Source organism: Lampropedia hyalina DSM 16112 (assembly GCF_900129055.1).
Lineage (GTDB): Bacteria > Pseudomonadota > Gammaproteobacteria > Burkholderiales > Burkholderiaceae_C > Lampropedia > Lampropedia hyalina.
Map to the genome: position 1 here is coordinate 33,339 of NZ_FQUZ01000018.1, position 17,614 is coordinate 50,952.

The following is a 17,614-nucleotide window of genomic DNA, read 5'->3' on the forward strand; positions in this document are numbered from 1 at the left end:
GGGTCAATAGCACCACTATTGACCCCAAAAACCGCCTTGCAGCCCATCCCGACAGGGGGCGCGGCGACTCGGGCGGAATGATTCAGCGTTTCCTTAGGGCGGGACAGGCGCGTTCCCTCCAGATTTTCCGAAAACGGATTATTTCATGGCTGCGGGGGCGGCACAGGCAAGAGCGTGGCGGCAGGCACACTGCCCGATGCGGCGGGCGTGCCCACCAGCGTGGCCGCTGGAGTGGGCGGCGGCGGGGGCATGGTGGCCTGGAGTGCCGCCTGGTTGCTGGCACTGGCAGCGGCAATGGCAGCCAGGGTTTCGGTGATGGCAGGCAGCTCAACGGCCTGGATGTGCTCCTGCAACTGTTGCAGGATTTGCAGCGCGTGCCGGGTATTGGCCGCCTCCAGATCGAAGTATTGCTGCAAGGCCGTCTGCACCAGTGCCAGATCGGAACGGGCCGATTCATTCTGGCGCGCCAGCAGGGCCATGCGGGCATTCATCAGTTGCAGGCGCAGGTTCTCGCGCAGAAAGAACGCCTGATCGGGGGTGAGCAGAATGGCATCCGGGTGCTGGATGTGCCGCACCCGGAACAACTGGCGCGCTTCGTCGCGCACACCGCGCCACAGCCGCCCCGGCCAGTCGCGCCAACGCTCCTGCACGGGGGCAGCGGTGTCCTGTTTCTCTGCAAGTTCGGTCACCACAGCAGTGCCCGACACACCCGAAACCCCGGCCACCGTGGCCTCCGTGGCGATTTCCACCGGCTCCAGCGGGGTCAGGCTGGCGGCGGTTTCATGGGCAGCAGCAGGGGGCTGTGATGCCGGGGCAGCCGCCTTGGACGAGGGCATGGCCGGCGTGGGCAGGTTGCCGGAAATCACCGAAGGCGCAGGGGTTGCTTCCAGCGTGGCATGGACATGCCGGGGCTGCGGCAGATCGTGCAACTCATTGCCCACGGCATTGCGCAATGGCAGGCTGTTGATCTGCTCCAGCAGCTTGTCGATGCGCACCAGCAGACCAGCGGTATCGGTCACGGCGGCACTGGAGAGGCGCACCAGATCGCTGTCGATCGCCATTTGCAGCGATAGCAGGCGCGGCTGGTCGGAGCGTTCCAGCCGCTGGCTGGCCGTGCGCAGGGCCGCCATCAGCGGCTCGGCCAGACCCGTCAATTGCGCCTGCTGCTGTGCCAGCCGCAGGCTCAGCTCCATCTCCACCAACTGGTTGTTGGCCCAGTTGCGCGAAATATCGAATGCCAGTTGCTCCAGATTGGAGCGTTGCAGCGTGTACTCATTCAGGCGGGCATCGCCCAGTTGCACGCGCGTCATGGCATCGCGCGCCAGATCGCGTGCCTGCGTGGCGGCAGCATGGGCTTCCACCACCTGGGCCTGGGTCTGGCTGGTTTGCAGGGCCAACTGCTCCTGAATGCGGCTGAGCTTGCGCGACTGGCTCCAGCCCAGCAACAACGCGCCACAGGTGGTGCCAACCAGCAACCAGAACGCCCACTGCGGCAGCGGCGAAGGATGCTCCAGGGATTGGGCCAGACGCATCAGGGACGAAGCCGATGGCTCCGATGAGGGGGGTGGGGAAGGCTTCACGACAGTCTGGCAATCAGGAAAATGGGGAGCACACAGAAGAATTAGCCGATGAGGGAGCGGCCCCCTGCCCAGGCAGCCCAGGCCAGAAAGCTGAAATAAACCAGCGTCAGGACAATCATCCCATACCCGGCCGCCACCAGCAGGCCATCGCGCTGCGACATGCCTACCGCCAGCAGCAAAATGGCAATGCCGGGGAGTGTGTTGGAGAACGGAATCAGTCCCAGCGGCAGCATCAGCAACAGCGCGGCAAAAATCAGTGCCAGGCCATTGACACGGTTCATCACCAGGCTGTTGCTCAGCACGGCCAGACGGTGCGGCTTGAGAAAACCATCTACCTTGCGCAACACCCCCACACCGCGCTGGAGTGTGGGTTTGAGCTTGAGCCAATCGAGCTGGCGGTCGGCCACGAAGGCAGGCAGCCACGGCAGGGTGTTGAGGGTGATGGCTACACCAATGAGCAAAATGGCCGCACCGAACACCGTGGATACCCCCGGAATGGATACGGGAAACAGAAACGGCAGCGTCATCAGGGCACACAGCATCAGCAGCCCCTGCTCACCCATCAGGGTCAGCAACTCGCGCACGCTGATGGTCGGGGACTGCACGCTGTAGAGCATCCGGCTGATGGTTTCACTGGCGGGCGGCAAGGATTGGGGAGATGGTTTCATGGGTGGGGTCTGCAAGCCTGCAAAGAGGCGATTCAATGGCGGAAGTGTCCGGCGGACACCGCGAAAGGCTTGACATCCTCTCCTGCCTAAAGGCAGGAGATTCCTCCTGCGAGACGGCAATGCCCTGCCGCGAGAATGTTGCGTGCTGCGTTCACGTCGCGGTCGTGTGCCGCTCCACATTCGCTGCACGTCCATTCTCTTATTCCAAGACCTGCGATACCTTTGGGCCTCTGCGGCGGCAGACTGCCGCACGCAGAACAGGTCTGGGTCGAATACGCTTCGTTCACTTCCTCAAAAACCACTCCGGCCTGATGGCACTTGTATTCCAAAGCGGTTTTCAACGATGACCAGCCCGCGTCCAGCGTGGACTTGGCCATCCTGGTTTTGACCAGCTTCGCGCTGGCCACGTCGCCCACGAAGATGGCGGCGTTGTTCTTCACAAGCTCCGTCGTGAACTTGTGGATTTCGTCTTTTCGGCGGTTGGCTATTTTTGCGTGAATCGCCCTGACGCGCTTTTTCTTGCGTGCCCGCTGCGCAATGGCAAGCTGCGGCTCCAGTTCCCGATACCAGCGGCCATGCAGCTTCTGGCCCGTGCTGGTGGTGGCGCAGTCTTTCAGGCCAAGGTCAATGCCGACCGAGGCCGTACCTTCACCCGCTTGGACTTCAACCTGTACTGCCACGTTGAAATACCAGCGGCCACGCGCATCTTCGTTGAAGCTGGCAGTCTTGAATTTGTACTGGCTCAAGCCGTAGGAATCCCACACACTGAAATAATGGCCGTTGTGATAGACCTGCCCGTTCTTCCAAGAAGCTGCGCCGGTGTTTATCGGTATCCAGCCCAGGCTACGTTTGCTGCCAGTGGATTTACGCCAGTTCAGCCGGGCGCGTTTGAATTGACGGCGGCGTGTGACGTACTCCTGCGCCACACATTGCAGCGTTTGGCTGTGCAAGCCCAGCTCCTTGGCGGCTCCTTTGGTGTACGGATGAATATCGTAGGCGGACAGCCATTTTCCGCGCTCCCGAATCGATCGGCTGGAGAGCGCATTGATGAAATTCCAGACGAAATTGACCTGCCGCGCCATCTGCAACAGCAGCGACGCGTGCTTGTCCTTCACGCGGAGTTTCAGGGTTTTGACAACGGTAGCCATGGTGCTGACTTTAACAGAGAGGGTATATTTCCAATGTGTTATCTATGAACCAAAATGGAACCCTTTGGGTTGCGCGCTCTGTATCCCCGTCGTGAACGACGGGGCTTTCCGCGCACCCTGATAATTCTGCCCCATGACTGTACACACTTCACGCCGTTTTGACTTGCTGGCCTTTGACTGGGACGGCACCCTGTTCGACTCCACCCAGATCATCGTGCGCTGCATCCAGGCGGCCGTGCAGGATGTCGGCGGGCAGGCCCCCAGCGACGCAGCAGCCCGCTGGGTCATCGGCATGGGCCTGACCGAGGCCCTGGCCCAGGCGGCCCCGGATGTGCCCCCTGCCCTCTACCCGCAACTGGTGCAGCGTTACCGCTACCACTATGTGCAGCGGCAGGATGACCTGAGCCTGTTCGATGGCGTGCTGGACATGCTGACCGCGCTGAAGGCACGCGGCTTCATCCTGACCGTGGCGACCGGCAAGAGCCGCCGGGGACTGGATCAGGTGCTCGACCACCTCGATCTGCGCGGCATTTTCGACGCTTCGCGCACGGCAGACCAGACCGCCAGCAAACCCCATCCCCTGATGCTGCACGAACTGATGGACGAATTCGCCACCCCTGCCCAACAGGTGCTGGTGATTGGCGACACCAGCCACGACCTGCAAATGGCACTCAATGCGGGCACTGCCAGCGTGGGCGTATCCTACGGCGCGCACGCTGGCAACGGATTGCACGCCTACCAGCCGCTGGCGGTACTCGATTCCGTGGCGCATCTGGATGCGTGGCTGGCACAGCACGCATAGCCGCAAAGGAAACGCTGATTCATTCCGCCCGAGAGGGGGATGCGGCGACCGGGAGGAATGATTCAGCGTTTCCCAAACCCCATCCACCCGCCTGCCCAAGGCAAAATGGCCCTTTTCCATCCTCCAGGCACCGTCTCATGAGTTCTCAAGACCCCCGCAATCCTCCTGCAACCCCTTCCGCCAGCGAACCGCCCGATCTCTGGAAAGAACGCCCTGGCCGTCCAGCCACCGACTCTGCACCGACGGCATCGGGCACCGCCGCCCCCGCATGGGAGCGCGCCGTGCTGGAAAACCTTGCCTTTGCCGCGCTCAAGGAGCAGCGCACCAGCCGCCGCTGGAAAATCTTCTTCCGCTTCCTGATTCTGGCCTATGTGCTGTTCCTGACCGGCATGATGCTGCTGGATCGCCCGTTCAGTTCCGGCACGGACACCCAGAAACACTTGGGCGTGGTCAAGATCGAAGGGGTGATTGCCGATGGCGAAGCGTCCAGCACCCAGTACCTGTTCCCCGCCCTGCGCGAAGCGTTCGAGAACGAACACGCCCAGGCCGTGGTGTTGCAGATCAACTCCCCCGGCGGCAGCCCGGTTCAGGCTGGCATGGTGCATGACGAAATCCTGCGCCTCAAGGCCAAGCACGAGAAGCCCGTCTATGCCGTCATTGGCGAGACAGGCGCATCGGCAGCCTACTACATTGCCGTGGCCGCCGACGACATCTATGTGGACAAGGCCAGCATCGTCGGCAGCATCGGCGTGCTGCTCAACGGCTTTGGCTTCACCGGCAGCATGGACAAGCTGGGCGTGGAACGGCGGCTGATTACTTCCGGCAGCAACAAGGGCTTTCTCGACCCCTTCAGCCCGCTCAATGCCGATGATGTCACCCATGCCCGCAACCTGACCCGCCAGATACACCAGCAGTTCATCGACGTGGTACGCAAGGGACGGGGCGAGCGCATCAAGGAAAACCAGGACACCTACAGCGGCCTGTTCTGGACGGGCGAGGAATCCATTCAACTCGGTCTGGCCGATGCGCTGGGCAATGTGCATTCGGTCGCCCGGGACGTGGTCAAGGTGGACAAACTGGTGGACTACAGCCGCAAGAAGAACCTGGCCGACCAGTTGGCCAACCGCCTGGGCGCAGCCATCGGCCAAGGACTGGGTCAGCAGGCTGGCTTGCAGAACGTTCAACAAGGGCTGGAGTGGCGTTGAAACTCGGTGGATGCCGTGCTGCTACACCACGGCATCACCGGGGCAACAGCCACTGCACCAGCGTTGCCAGGGTGTGAATCTGTGGCGGTGGTGCCGTCTCCAGTGGCCACGGCTTGCCTTCGCGGTTGAGCCACACTGCCTGCATACCGGCCTCGCGGGCGGCCTGTGCATCCAGTTGCGCATCATCGCCCACATGCAGAATCTGCTCGGGGGCCAGCCCGGCGGCATCGGCCGCTGCCTGAAAGATGCGCCGGTCGGGCTTGGCACAGCCCACCTGGCTGGCGGCAATCGAGGCCACGAAGCAGTCGCCCAGGCCAATCTGGCGCACATTCGCATTGCCGTTGCTCAAGGCCAGCAGTGGATAGCGGCCCGCCAACGCCCGAAGGGTTCCCAGGCTGTCTTCAAACAGTGTCACCTGCTGGCGGGCGGCAAAGAACACTTCAAACGCTGCATCGGCGTGCCCGGGTGCATCACCGGCCTGCACCATGACATCCCGGATCATCTCGCGGCGCAGAAACGACAGGTCGTGTCGGCGTTCGGGGTGGCGTTGCACCACGGCGCGACGCACCTCGCGCGGCAAATCCGGTGTCTGCCACAGTTGCGCCGTGCGGGGCAGGTGCTGCTGCAACCAGTCGCGCAGGGTATTTTCGGCATGCACGATGACTGGAGCCACGGGCCAGAGGGTATCGTCCAGATCGAGGGTGATGGCTTGGATGCGGGTTGTGTCAATCATGCGGGCAAGCATACCGGATTGGCCGCCAACACGCTCTAGAATCGGGTGTTTTGCCGCTTTTGCAAGGTTTTTCGTGAATGATCGTCTTTTCATCCTGTTGCAGCATCTGGCTCCCAAGGAGTGGCTGACCCATGCGGCCGGACGGCTCGCCAGCACCGACCGCCCCTGGGTGGCACAGCGGTTCATCCGCTGGTTCATCCAACGCTACCAGGTGGATATGTCCGAGGCCCTGCACTCCGACCCCGCGCATTACCGCGATTTCAACGCCTTCTTCACCCGCGAACTGCGTCCCGGTGTGCGCCCGCTGTCCGATGCCCACTGGCTCTGCCCGGTCGATGGCCGGGTGAGCCAGCTCGGCGGCATCCAGCAAGGCCAGCTGATTCAGGCCAAGGGGCGCAGCTACAGTCTTTCGGCCCTGCTCGCCAGCCCGGAACAGGCCGAAGGCTTTGCCCAGGGGCACTTTGCGACGCTCTACCTCAGCCCGCGCGACTATCACCGCATCCACATGCCCTGCGACGGGCGGCTGCTCTCCATGCACCACATACCGGGCGATCTGTTCTCGGTCAATCCGGTCACGGCAGAGGGCGTGGAAGGGCTGTTTGCCCGCAACGAGCGGCTGGTATGCTGGTTCGAGGGGCCATTCGGGCGTTTTGCCATGGTGCTGGTGGGGGCCACCATCGTCGGCAGCATTGCCACCGTGTGGAGCGGCGTGGTCACGCCCCCGCGCCACAGCCGCACCGTGCGCAACTGGGACTACACCTGCCCGAACACCGCACCGATCTGTCTGGCCAAGGGCGCGGAAATGGGGCGTTTTCAACTGGGCTCCACCGTCATCATGGTGATGCCAGGCCACGCGCCGCTGCAATTCAATCCGGCATGGCAAGCCGGGCAGGCTATTCGCATGGGTGAAGACATGGCGCAGATGCCAGCCGCTGCCGTGCAGCCGTGACCGATCTCACCAGTCCATTTCAGACTGCTTGCGCACCTGCACGCTGAATTCTCCCTGCGCCACGCGCACCTGCAAAGGCTGGCCGTGGTGCAGCAGGCGGGCATCGGTGATGGCGTGGCCGCTGGCATCCGAGACCACCGCATAGCCCCGCTCCAGCACCTTCTGCGGGTTCAGCATCTCCAGCCGCAAGGCAGCCCGCGCCAGACGCTCCTGCTCCCTGTCCATCGCCTGGTTCAGGCTGCGTGGCAACTGGCGATCTTGCTGCGCCCATTGGTTCTGCCACTGCGCCAGCCGCGCCAGACTGTGGTGCCGCATGGCCTGCTGCATCTGTTGCAGGCGTGCATGGTGCAAGGCCAGCCCCTGTGCCGGACGCGCCAGCCGGGACGTGGCCTTGTCCAGCCGTTGCTGCAAGCCATCCAGATGGCGATCGCTTGCCTGCGCCAGCCGCTCATGCAGGTGCTGGCAGACGGCCAGTGCCTGCTGGGCACTGGTGGCCACCAGTTCAGCGGCTGCGGTGGGCGTGGGGGCGCGTACATCGGCACAGAAATCCGCAATCGAAAAATCCGTTTCATGCCCCACCCCGCTGATGAGCGGCACAGGGCTTTGCACGATGGTGCGTGCCAGTTGCTCGTCATTGAACGCCCACAGGTCTTCCAGTGAGCCGCCGCCGCGCACCAGCAGGATGGTGTCGATCTGCAAGACCAAACCATCCGGGCGACGCAGGCTTTCTGCACCGATGCGGGCATACAACTGCTGCAAGGCCGCTACCAGCGAAGCCGGAGCCTGCACCCCCTGTACCAGTGCAGGCACCACCAACACCGGCACATGCGGCGAGCGACGCGCCAGCGTGGTCAGCACATCCTGCAAGGCCGCAGCCTGGGGCGAAGTCACCACTGCCACCCCGCGTGGCATGGCGCGGGGTGGGCGTTTGCGGTCGGCATCGAACAGGCCTTCCTGCTGCAAGGCCGTCTTGAGGCGCGCAAAACGGGCGAACAAGGCTCCTTCACCCACTGGCCGCATGGCCTCCACCACCATCTGCAAATCGCCACGCGATTCATACACCCCCAGACGACCCTGCACTACCACCCGATCCCCGTCACGCGGCACAAAATCCAGCAGCATGGCCGCCCGCTGGAACATGGCGCAACGCAACTGGCCACTCTCATCCTTGAGGGAAAAATAGCAGTGCCCGCTACCGGCGCGGCTGAAGCCGGAAATCTCCCCCTCCACCGCCAGCGGGTTGAAGCGAGCCTGCAAGGCATCGGATACCGCATGGCACAAGGCCCCCACCTGCCAGATGCACGGCGGCACCGCTTCCACAGAAAATGATGACAAACCCCAAACTCCTGAAAATACCGGACAGCCCCGATTGTGGCAGAGGCGCAATCCCTGTCCGCCCCGCTGTCGGGATTCGGCCACACCCTCCAGCCAAAGCCACCGGCTGCACCACGGGCATGTCTGCCTGGTTGATAATGTGCAGCATGACTTCCGAGCAAACCATCATCGAGATCATCGCGCAGCACGCTCACCTGTCCGAGCGTGACATTCGCCCCGACACGGCATTGAGCTGGAGTTTGATGAGCGACATCAACAACGATGTCTGCTTCGCCCTGCTGGCCAATATCAGCACGCCGGATGCCTTGGCCTGCAAGACCGTGGCCCAGTACCTGCACCTGGTATCGCGCCACACCTGACCGCAGCCTGATCGCCCCACTCCATGCGCAACGCCGTCTGGTTCCTGCTGCTGTTCGTTGCCGCCGCCGCTGCCGCGCTGTTCCTGGGCGACAACCGCGCCACCGTCACGCTGTTCTGGCACCCGTATCGGGTGGACATGTCGCTGAACTTCGTGCTGCTGATCCTGCTGCTCTTGTTCGCACTGGTGCTGCTGGCCCTGCGCACCTTCGCCAGCCTGCGCAAAATCCAGCTGCATGCGGGCATCTGGCGGCAACAACAGCGAGAACGCACCATGCACCAGAGCCTGCTCAACGCCATGCAGCACTTCACCCACGGCCACCCTGACAAGGCTGTGGCGCAGGCAGAACAGGCCATTGCCAAGGCCCGGCAGATTCAGGAAAGCACGGAAGCCACAGACAGCCGCGACAGCAGTGCCGAAACCCTGACAGAATCCGTCATCGAAATGGCAGAATGGATTCTGGCCCAGTGCAAGGCAGATGGAGCGAAGACGTAGAGCGTTATGGTTCGACCCGCAAGCCCGCTTCCAACCTAACCAACTCCTCGCGTTCATACACCTCGGGCGTATGCCCCTGGGAACGCAGCCACTTCTGCAACGCCTGCCCGGTTCCCGACGTCCAGCAACGCACCTTGGCTGGCTTGATGAGCCGGTACTCCACCAGCTCGGGGGACAGCTTTACCGTCCCCCTGGCGCGTGCATGGTAGGCAATGATGACCTGGTTTCTGCGCGCAAAGCCATAGGCACCTATCAACTCCAGATGCTCGGTTTCCAGGTTCGTCTCCTCGCGGATTTCGCGGGCAATGCCTTCCTCAGGGTTCTCCCGCGCTTCCATGAAGCCGGTAATCAGGCCAAAGAACCCGTCGGTCCACAAGGCATTGCGTGCCAGCAGGATGCGGCCCTCCAGTTCGACCACAGCCGCCAGCACCGGCGTTGGGTTGTTCCAGTGCGTCCAGTGGCAGGCCGGGCAGCGCAGCCGCTGCACCAGCCCGCTGTCTTCCTGGGATTCAATCCAGCGCAACTCGGTCGCGCACTGGGGGCAATATCGGATGGAATTTTCTTCTTGCATGGACAACGGCTCAGGCAGGGAATACGCCAGTGGACAGATAGCGATCACCCCGGTCGCACACCACGAACACCACCGTGGCATTCTGTACCTTCTGGGCAATCTGTTGCGCCACCCAGCAGGCACCTGCGGCAGAAATGCCACCAAAAATCCCCTCCTCGCGGGCCAGTCGGCGGCACATGTCCTCGGCATCCGACTGGCTCACCAGCACCAGTTCATCCACGGCAGCGGGGTCGTAAATGGCAGGCAGGTATTCCTGTGGCCACTTGCGGATGCCCGGAATGCGTGAACCCTCGGAAGGCTGGGCACCGATGATCTGGATTTTGGGGTTCTTTTCCTTGAGAAAGCGCGAAACCCCGGTGATCGTGCCAGTCGTGCCCATGGCACTGACGAAGTGGGTGATTTCCCCTCCGGTCTGCTCCCAGATTTCAGGCCCTGTGGTCTCGTAATGAATGCGTGGATTGTCCTGATTGGCAAACTGGTTCAGGATAATGCCCTTGCCCTGGGCCACCAGCGTATCGGCCAGATCGCGTGCCGCTTCCATGCCGCCGCTCTTGGGCGTCAGAATCAGTTCCGCACCGAAGGCCTTCATGGTCTGCGCCCGCTCGATCGACAGGTCTTCGGGCATGATGAGCACCATGTGGTAGCCCTTGATCGCCGCTGCCATGGCCAGGGCAATGCCGGTATTGCCGGATGTCGGCTCGATCAGCGTATCGCCGGGCTTGATGTCACCACGCTCCTGCGCGCGCGCAATCATCGACAGCGCAGGCCTGTCCTTGACCGAACCGGCAGGGTTGTTGCCCTCCAGCTTGGCCAGAATCGTATTGCCCCGCTGGCGGTTCTCCTCGGCCCGGATACGCTGCAACGCCACAAGCGGCGTATTCCCAATGGTGTCTTGAATGGTTTTGTATTTCATAGACGTAAATATGCCATATAATCGCTCCTCTTGACGCCTGCCGGAGTGGTGAAATTGGTAGACGCAGGGGACTCAAAATCCCCCGCCGCAAGGCGTGCCGGTTCGATTCCGGCCTCCGGCACCATCATATCGATGATAAAACAGGCGCAAATTCTGCACCATCCAAAGAAGCGGCAACAGCCGCTTTTTTTGCGCCCCGCGTTGGCCTGCATCACGCAGCCCATTCTTCCCGCGTTATCCCCAGTACATGACATTGCCATGACAGGCAGAATGGGCTGATATTGCCCGTTTCGGTGCAACCGTCGAATGCAAGGGAGATCGGCCCATGAATGAGCACCGCCCCTGGCTGGCCGCCTATCCGCCTGGCGTTCCCGCCGACATCAACGCCGACCAGTACGCCTCGCTGTTAGAGCTGATGCAGGAAGCCTTCCAGCTCCATGCCGCCAAAACCGCCTACAGCTATATGGGCAAGGATTTCAGCTTCCATGAAATAGATGCCCATAGCCGCCACTTTGCTGCCTATCTGCAAAGCCTGCACCTGCCCCAAGGTGCACGGGTGGCCGTGATGATGCCCAATGTCGTGCAGTACCCAATTGCCGTGGCAGGCATTCTGCGGGCAGGTCTGGTGCTGGTGAACGTCAATCCGCTCTACACCGCACGCGAACTGGCCCACCAGCTTCAGGATAGCGGGGCCTGCACCATCGTCATCATGGAAAACTTTGCCCACACGCTGCAAGCCTGCCTGGCATCGCATGAAACGGCGATAGCCCACACCATCGTCGCCAGCATGGGGGACCGGCTGGGCTGGTTGCGCGGTGCACTGGTCAATGGCGTGGTGCGGCACGTCAGGCAACTGGTTCCGGCCTTCCATCTGCCACAGGCCACGCCCTTCAATACCGCTTTGGAACAAGGTGAAGACCTGCCACTGGCGACAGTGCCCATACACCCCGAAGACCTGGCCGTGCTACAATACACAGGCGGCACGACGGGCGTGAGCAAGGGAGCCATGCTCAGCCACCGCAACATCATTGCCAATGTGCTGCAATCCGAAGCATGGAATGCACCGGCCATGCAGGGCATCCCACCCGATGAACAGCCGACCAGTGTCTGCGCCCTGCCGCTCTATCACATCTTTGCCTTCACCATCAACATGATGCTGGGAATGCGCACCGGCTCCAGGAACATCCTGCTGCCCAACCCGCGCGACCTGCCTGCCGTGCTCAAGGAGCTGTCCAGGCAGCGTTTTCACACCTTTCCGGCCGTCAATACCCTGTTCAACAGCCTGGCCCACCACCCCGATTTCCACACCGTGGACTGGAGCCATCTGCGGCTTTCCGTCGGCGGGGGAGCCGCCGTGCAGCGGCAGGTCGCGCAGCTATGGCTGGAGCGAACCGGCTGCCCGATCTGCGAAGGCTACGGCCTGTCGGAAACCAGCCCATCCGTGACCTGCAACCCCGTCACCAGCAAGGAATTCACCGGCACAATCGGCCTGCCCCTGCCCAGCACCTGGGTGCAATGCGTGGACAGCGAAGGCGTGGCCGTGCCGCAGGGCGACGTGGGAGAAATTGCCATCCGGGGGCCGCAGGTCATGCTGGGCTACTGGCAACGCCCCCATGACACCGCCCAGGTGACCACAGCACAGGGTTACCTGCTCACCGGCGACATGGGCGTGATGGATGTCCACGGCTATGTGCGCCTGGTCGATCGCAAGAAAGACATGATTCTGGTCAGCGGCTTCAACGTATTCCCCAACGAAATCGAAGAAGTCATGATGACCATGGATGGCATTCTGGAATGTGCTGCCGTCGGTATTGCCGATGAACAGTCCGGCGAGGCCGTCAAGTTGGTGGTGGTGCCCCGAGACCATGCAATCACTGAGGACGACATCCACGCATTCAGCCGCGCCAACCTGACGGGCTACAAACGCCCGAAAGTGATCGAATTCCGCTCGGAACTGCCCAAAACACCGGTCGGCAAGATTCTGCGCCGACGGCTGTGAAGCAGCGCAGCCATAGAAAGACTCACCGGGGTGCGTCCCCTGCTTCCTGCTGCACCCGGTTGCGCTGCTGCTGGAGATACAGCCAGTCCACAATATCACCGCTGGCACGGTAGCCCGATACCGTCGCCTGCAAAATCTGGCGCATGCGGGGATAGTCCTTCGCCTGTACCGCCAACAGCAGTTGTTCCAGCACCGCCTTGAACTCATCCCATGGCACGAACTCCTCGTTCGCCCGCATGATCTTGCTGTGTTCGGTGGCCGTCACATTCTCGCCAATCAGCAGTTCCTCGTATAGTTTTTCACCTGGGCGCAAACCGGTAAATTCAATTTCGATATCGCCCTTCGGATTCTCGGCAGAGCACACCGTCAAACCCGACAGCCGGATGATCTTCTGCGCCAGCTCGGCAATCTTCACCGGCTCGCCCATGTCCAGCACAAACACATCCCCACCCTGCCCCAGCGAACCCGCCTGAATCACCAGTTGCGCCGCCTCGGGAATCGTCATGAAAAACCGCGTGATGTTTGGATGCGTCACGGTCACCGGCCCACCCTGTGCAATCTGCTGGCGAAACAGTGGAATCACCGAGCCGGAAGACCCCAGCACATTGCCAAAGCGCACCATCGTGAAACGGGTGCGGTTGGGCACGGGCGTCTTGGGCAATGGAAACACAATCACCGATGAAGGCAGCACCGCCTCGGCATCAAACAGCACCGGCATGGTTTCCTGACTCAAAGCCTGCAACACCATCTCCGCCAAACGTTTAGTTCCACCCATCACATTGGTCGGGCGCACCGCCTTGTCCGTCGAAATCAGCACAAAATTGGACACGCCACCTTGAATCGCAGCCTGTGCCGTATACAGCGTACCCATCACATTGTTGAGCACGCCCTCCACCATATTGTGCTCCACCATCGGCACATGCTTGTAAGCGGCTGCGTGGTACACGGTATCCACGTTCCAGGCCCGCATCACTGCCAGCAAGCGTCTGGGGTTGCGGATAGAACTCAGAATCGGCACCAGCGTCACCGCCAGGCCCTGACGGTGAATGCGCTGCTCCAGCTCCATCTGAATGCTGTAGAGGTTGTACTCGCTGTGCTCGAACAGAATCAAGGTGGTGGCCCCACTGCCCACAATCTGGCGGCACAGCTCCGAGCCAATCGAACCGCCCGCTCCGGTCACCAGCACCACCTGATCCTTGATGCAGCGTGCAAACAAATCCTCACGGGGCGGCACCGCGTCGCGCCCCAGCAAATCGGCAATGTCCACCGCCTGAATATCACTCACCTTCAGATGGCCATTGGCCAGATCGAGAATGGCAGGAATACTGCGCACCTGCACCGGAAACTGCTGCAACTGCTCCAGCACCTCCTTGCGCCGTGTGCGCGATGCAGAAGGAATCGCCAGCAACACCTCCTGCGCGGCAGTTTCCTTCAACATGCACGCCACCTGATCGGCTGCGTAAATGGGCAAACCCGCCACCACCTGACCTTCGAGGGTTGGGTCGTCATCCACGAACGCCACCGGCTGCATGGCGCGGCCTGTGCGCAACGCCGCCACCAACTGGTTACCCGCCGCCCCGGCTCCCCACACCGCCACCCGTGTACTGTATTGTTCCCGGGCAACCGCTGGCCCGTGTGCACCTGCTGCAACGGCAGGCTGCTCCCGCTCTGAATGCCAGTGTCGCAAGCCTCGCTCCAGATCGCCCACAAAAAACGCCCGCATCAGCACCCGCAAGCCACCCACCAGCAGCAATGAAAAACACCAGTAATTCAAAATAGCCGACCGGGGAATGGCACGCGGTGCTGCCGTACCCAGAAGCCACAGCAGAAACACCAGCCCTAGTGTCGCCAGCGTCACGGCCTTCAACACCTGCGCCTGTGCATGAATGCCAAAAAACCGCAGCACGGCACGATACAAGCCGAGCCGCACAAAAACCGGAATCGCCACCACTGGGGCCAGCAAAAAACCCAGCCGGTAATCCCAGAGCCGGAACCCCATGCCGGCATCCAGCCCCAGCCGCACCAGCAAAGCCAACCACAAGGCAATCCAGAGCAGCCACACATCCACCAGTACCTGAAGCAAACGCTTCTGCCCCCTGGACAAAGCCAGCATCCGCTGGCGCACCCGCGCCAGTACCGCCAGCACGGAATTCTTGGCCACCCCCATTCGCGTACCGCCCACCTTCATTCCACCACCGAAGCCTGAGCCAACACCGTATCCAGTGCGGCCACTGTTGCATCCATCTCGGCTTCGGTCAAAGTTGGATGCACCAACAGCATCACACTGGTCTGCCCCAGTTCCTGTGCCACCGGTAAACGCTGCGCAGGCCGCCACCCCGTGCCATCGAAGGCCTTCTCCAGATACACCTCGGAGCAAGACCCCTGATATGCCGCAACGCCGCGCTCCATCAACGCATCCACAATCCGGTCACGGCTCCAGCCCACCGCCAATTTTTCAGGGCGCACATAGAAATAAGCCTTGTACTGTGCATGAGCCGTCTGCCCATCATGCGTGTCCAGCAAAGGCACGCGTGCAACCGCATGGCGCGCTGCCGTGCGTGCAATGGCCGCTGCATTCCTGGTACGCAATTGCGTCCACTGCGCCATGCGCTTGAGCTGAATGCGGCCAATCACCGCCTGCACCTCCATCATGCGCCAATTCGTACCGAAGCCCTCGATGACCCAGCGAAAGCCTGGCGGGTGCTGGCGTTCGTACACCGCCTCATAGCTCTTGCCATGATCCTTGTAAGCCCACATGCAAGCCCACAAATCGCGGTCATTGGTCGTCACCATGCCCCCTTCGCCCCCCGTGGTCATGATCTTGTCCTGGCAAAAACTCCAGGCCCCCACATCCCCCAATGTCCCGACGCTGCGCCCCTTGTAGCGCGCTCCATGCGCCTGGGCACAGTCCTCGATCACCTTGAGGCCATGCTGCCGTGCCAGCTCCAGAATCGGATCCATATCGGCAGGCCATCCCGCCAGATGCACCACGATGATTGCCTTCGTGCGTGGTGTCAATACCCTGGCAATCGTCTGTGCCGACAGATTGCCACTGTCTGACTCCACGTCTGCAAATACCGGAACGGCTCCCGCATTCACCACACAGGACACACTCGCCATGAATGTGCGTGGTGTCACCACCACCTCGTCACCAGGCCCAATGCCCAGGGCATGCAAAGCCACATCCAGTGCCAGGGTTCCATTGCCCACTGCCACGGCATGGGCTGCCCCCGTCCAGTCAGCAAACTCCTTCTCGAACATCCGGCACTCGGAGCCTGTCCAGTAGTTCACCCGATTCGAGAGAATCACATCCCGCACCGCATCGGCCTCTTCCTGTGTGAACGAAGGCCAGGGAGAAAAAGAAGTATTCAACATATCAACTCAACAATGCAATCCAGATGTTTCTAATCAACACAAGATAAAACTATACGTTACGATGAAGACAGAGTGGTAATTTTACTGATACAAGACAGTCAAGCCATTGAGATGGCTCAAAAAAACATCCTCCCGTGGGGGAGGATGTGTTCATGGCATATTGTGTGGTTCTGGGATCACACCACTTCAGGAATGTAAAGCTCGGCTTCCCCTGTAACCACGGCACGATCGTTCACCGTCCCCACGGTCTCGAACAGCACGCGGCGACGCTCCATGTCCACCGACACCACCTTCACGGTAGCCACCACCGTATCGCCAATGTACACAGGCCGCTTGAACTTCACGCTCTGGGAGATATAGATACAGCCCGGCCCAGGCAACTCCATGCCAAACAACGCCGAGAAAAACCCTGCGGACAGAATACCGTGCGCAATACGCTTGCCAAACTGCGTCGATGCCGCATACTCATCGCTCAAATGCACAGGATTGCGATCACCCGTCACCGCAGCAAACGCCTGAATATCCGCATCGGTAATCAACTGCGAACGGCTCACCGACATCCCTGGCTTGATCTCCTCGATCGGCACTCCACGGGGAACTTCCAACACAACAGCATCACTCATTTCAACGTCTCCTTTGGAACAATTAATCCGCGCAGATGGGAAATAGTGTGTGCAAGCCCAAACCTGAGACTCTCACACCTCACGCCCTCCGCTGCATTCAAGTATATGCCGGATACACCCCCTTATACGGTAGCCCGCTGCTGTTTGCCCCAATCCAGGGCATCACCTTGAGGGATATTCCTCCTCCATCTCACGCCACGGTGGTGCCCATCACCCTGGCCGGGTTGCCCACCACCGTAGTACCTGGCTCCACACTCCGAGTCACCACCGCACCCATGCCCACCACCGCGCCCCGTCCAATCACCAGCGGCTTGCCCGGCTGCCCCTGCTTGATAACTGCTCCGGTGCCAATGTAAGCATGATCCTCAATCACCACATTGCCATTGCACTTCACTCCCGGCGCAAAGGTCACGAAATCACCCACCACGCAGTCATGCGCCACATAGCTGTACAAATTTGCATGAAAATGCCTGCCGATGCGGATATTGGAAGTCAGCGTCACAAACGGACTGATCGCGGCCCCTTCTCCTATCGTCACCCCATCCATGACCACTGCATTGCCTGCCTGCACCGTCCATGGCGTGATGCCATCCGCCTGCAAACGTCCGGCCAGCCTCTCCCGCACCGCACTGTTGGCAATCGCAATCACTGCATGGTGTTCAATCGCGGGAATTTTCAGAAAATCCGCATAACTCAGCACCCGCTGCCCATTCACCTGTTCTGAATCAGGATGGTCGTCTATAAAAAAAAGACGCTCACTGGCAATACCTTGTGCTTCCAGTTGCCATCTGGCCAACGGCATAACTTCACGCCCATAGCCACTGGCCCCATAAACCGCAAAAACCGTTTGGTGCATGATG

The 17,614-nt window shown here is 61.2% G+C and carries 17 protein-coding genes and 1 tRNA gene; 7 read left to right on the forward strand and 11 right to left on the reverse strand.

The window, feature by feature from the left end; genetic code table 11:
* Positions 1 to 143: 143 nt before the first annotated feature.
* From BUE21_RS08620 to BUE21_RS08630, 3 genes are all read right to left on the reverse strand, one after another.
* Positions 144 to 1,580 carry a uroporphyrinogen-III C-methyltransferase gene (locus BUE21_RS08620; protein ID WP_143164468.1) on the reverse strand — a complete coding sequence of 479 codons (1,437 nt, stop codon included), beginning with the start codon at positions 1,578 to 1,580 and terminating at the stop codon, positions 144 to 146.
* Between the two features lie 41 nt (positions 1,581 to 1,621).
* The gene (locus BUE21_RS08625) at positions 1,622 to 2,248 is read right to left on the reverse strand and encodes an exopolysaccharide biosynthesis protein (protein ID WP_073356311.1); all 627 of its coding nucleotides are present in this window, start codon (positions 2,246 to 2,248) and stop codon (positions 1,622 to 1,624) included.
* Positions 2,249 to 2,334: 86 nt separating this feature from the next.
* On the reverse strand, positions 2,335 to 3,396 hold the full coding sequence (locus BUE21_RS08630; RefSeq protein WP_073356283.1) for an RNA-guided endonuclease InsQ/TnpB family protein: 1,062 nt from the start codon (positions 3,394 to 3,396) through the stop codon (positions 2,335 to 2,337).
* Positions 3,397 to 3,529: 133 nt separating this feature from the next.
* On the opposite strand from BUE21_RS08630, the gene BUE21_RS08635 reads away from it, so the two are divergent.
* Both BUE21_RS08635 and BUE21_RS08640 read left to right on the forward strand, forming a co-directional pair.
* Positions 3,530 to 4,198 (forward strand): HAD family hydrolase, encoded by a 669-nt coding sequence (locus tag BUE21_RS08635; protein ID WP_073356284.1) that lies wholly within the window; start codon positions 3,530 to 3,532, stop codon positions 4,196 to 4,198.
* Between the two features lie 137 nt (positions 4,199 to 4,335).
* Positions 4,336 to 5,403, forward strand: a complete 1,068-nt coding sequence (locus BUE21_RS08640; RefSeq protein ID WP_073356285.1) for a S49 family peptidase — start codon at positions 4,336 to 4,338, stop codon at positions 5,401 to 5,403.
* 34 nt (positions 5,404 to 5,437) lie between these two features.
* Here BUE21_RS08640 and BUE21_RS08645 read toward each other — a convergent pair whose 3' ends face one another.
* A complete protein-coding gene (locus tag BUE21_RS08645; RefSeq protein ID WP_234971091.1) occupies positions 5,438 to 6,136 on the reverse strand; it encodes an HAD family hydrolase in 699 nt (232 codons plus the stop codon).
* A gap of 73 nt (positions 6,137 to 6,209) precedes the next feature.
* Here BUE21_RS08645 and asd point away from each other — a divergent pair, with 73 nt between their 5' ends.
* The gene (asd, locus tag BUE21_RS08650) at positions 6,210 to 7,085 is read left to right on the forward strand and encodes an archaetidylserine decarboxylase (RefSeq protein WP_073356287.1); all 876 of its coding nucleotides are present in this window, start codon (positions 6,210 to 6,212) and stop codon (positions 7,083 to 7,085) included.
* A 6-nt stretch (positions 7,086 to 7,091) separates the two neighbouring features.
* On the opposite strand, the gene xseA is transcribed toward asd, so the two are convergent.
* A complete protein-coding gene (xseA, locus tag BUE21_RS08655) occupies positions 7,092 to 8,420 on the reverse strand; it encodes an exodeoxyribonuclease VII large subunit (RefSeq protein ID WP_073356288.1) in 1,329 nt (442 codons plus the stop codon).
* A gap of 146 nt (positions 8,421 to 8,566) precedes the next feature.
* On the opposite strand from xseA, the gene BUE21_RS08660 reads away from it, so the two are divergent.
* Positions 8,567 to 8,779 (forward strand): hypothetical protein, encoded by a 213-nt coding sequence (locus BUE21_RS08660; protein WP_143164469.1) that lies wholly within the window; start codon positions 8,567 to 8,569, stop codon positions 8,777 to 8,779.
* 23 nt (positions 8,780 to 8,802) lie between these two features.
* Positions 8,803 to 9,273 carry a heme biosynthesis HemY N-terminal domain-containing protein gene (locus BUE21_RS08665; RefSeq protein WP_073356290.1) on the forward strand — a complete coding sequence of 157 codons (471 nt, stop codon included), beginning with the start codon at positions 8,803 to 8,805 and terminating at the stop codon, positions 9,271 to 9,273.
* A gap of 4 nt (positions 9,274 to 9,277) precedes the next feature.
* Here BUE21_RS08665 and BUE21_RS08670 read toward each other — a convergent pair whose 3' ends face one another.
* On the reverse strand, positions 9,278 to 9,844 hold the full coding sequence (locus BUE21_RS08670) for an NUDIX hydrolase (RefSeq protein ID WP_073356291.1): 567 nt from the start codon (positions 9,842 to 9,844) through the stop codon (positions 9,278 to 9,280).
* A gap of 10 nt (positions 9,845 to 9,854) precedes the next feature.
* On the reverse strand, positions 9,855 to 10,757 hold the full coding sequence (cysM, locus tag BUE21_RS08675) for a cysteine synthase CysM (RefSeq protein WP_073356292.1): 903 nt from the start codon (positions 10,755 to 10,757) through the stop codon (positions 9,855 to 9,857).
* A gap of 39 nt (positions 10,758 to 10,796) precedes the next feature.
* Here cysM and BUE21_RS08680 point away from each other — a divergent pair.
* Positions 10,797 to 10,881 (forward strand) — tRNA-Leu (locus BUE21_RS08680).
* Between the two features lie 201 nt (positions 10,882 to 11,082).
* Positions 11,083 to 12,756, forward strand: coding sequence for an AMP-binding protein (locus BUE21_RS08685; RefSeq protein ID WP_073356293.1), 1,674 nt, complete (start codon positions 11,083 to 11,085; stop codon positions 12,754 to 12,756).
* A gap of 22 nt (positions 12,757 to 12,778) precedes the next feature.
* On the opposite strand, the gene BUE21_RS08690 is transcribed toward BUE21_RS08685, so the two are convergent.
* The 4 genes from BUE21_RS08690 to BUE21_RS08705 form a co-directional block, all read right to left on the reverse strand.
* Positions 12,779 to 14,917 carry a polysaccharide biosynthesis protein gene (locus tag BUE21_RS08690; protein WP_327068764.1) on the reverse strand — a complete coding sequence of 713 codons (2,139 nt, stop codon included), beginning with the start codon at positions 14,915 to 14,917 and terminating at the stop codon, positions 12,779 to 12,781.
* A gap of 23 nt (positions 14,918 to 14,940) precedes the next feature.
* A complete protein-coding gene (locus tag BUE21_RS08695; RefSeq protein ID WP_073356294.1) occupies positions 14,941 to 16,131 on the reverse strand; it encodes a DegT/DnrJ/EryC1/StrS family aminotransferase in 1,191 nt (396 codons plus the stop codon).
* 176 nt (positions 16,132 to 16,307) lie between these two features.
* The gene (locus BUE21_RS08700; protein ID WP_073356295.1) at positions 16,308 to 16,754 is read right to left on the reverse strand and encodes a MaoC family dehydratase; all 447 of its coding nucleotides are present in this window, start codon (positions 16,752 to 16,754) and stop codon (positions 16,308 to 16,310) included.
* A 190-nt stretch (positions 16,755 to 16,944) separates the two neighbouring features.
* A complete protein-coding gene (locus BUE21_RS08705) occupies positions 16,945 to 17,610 on the reverse strand; it encodes an acetyltransferase (protein ID WP_073356296.1) in 666 nt (221 codons plus the stop codon).
* Between the last annotated feature and the right edge of the window lie 4 nt (positions 17,611 to 17,614).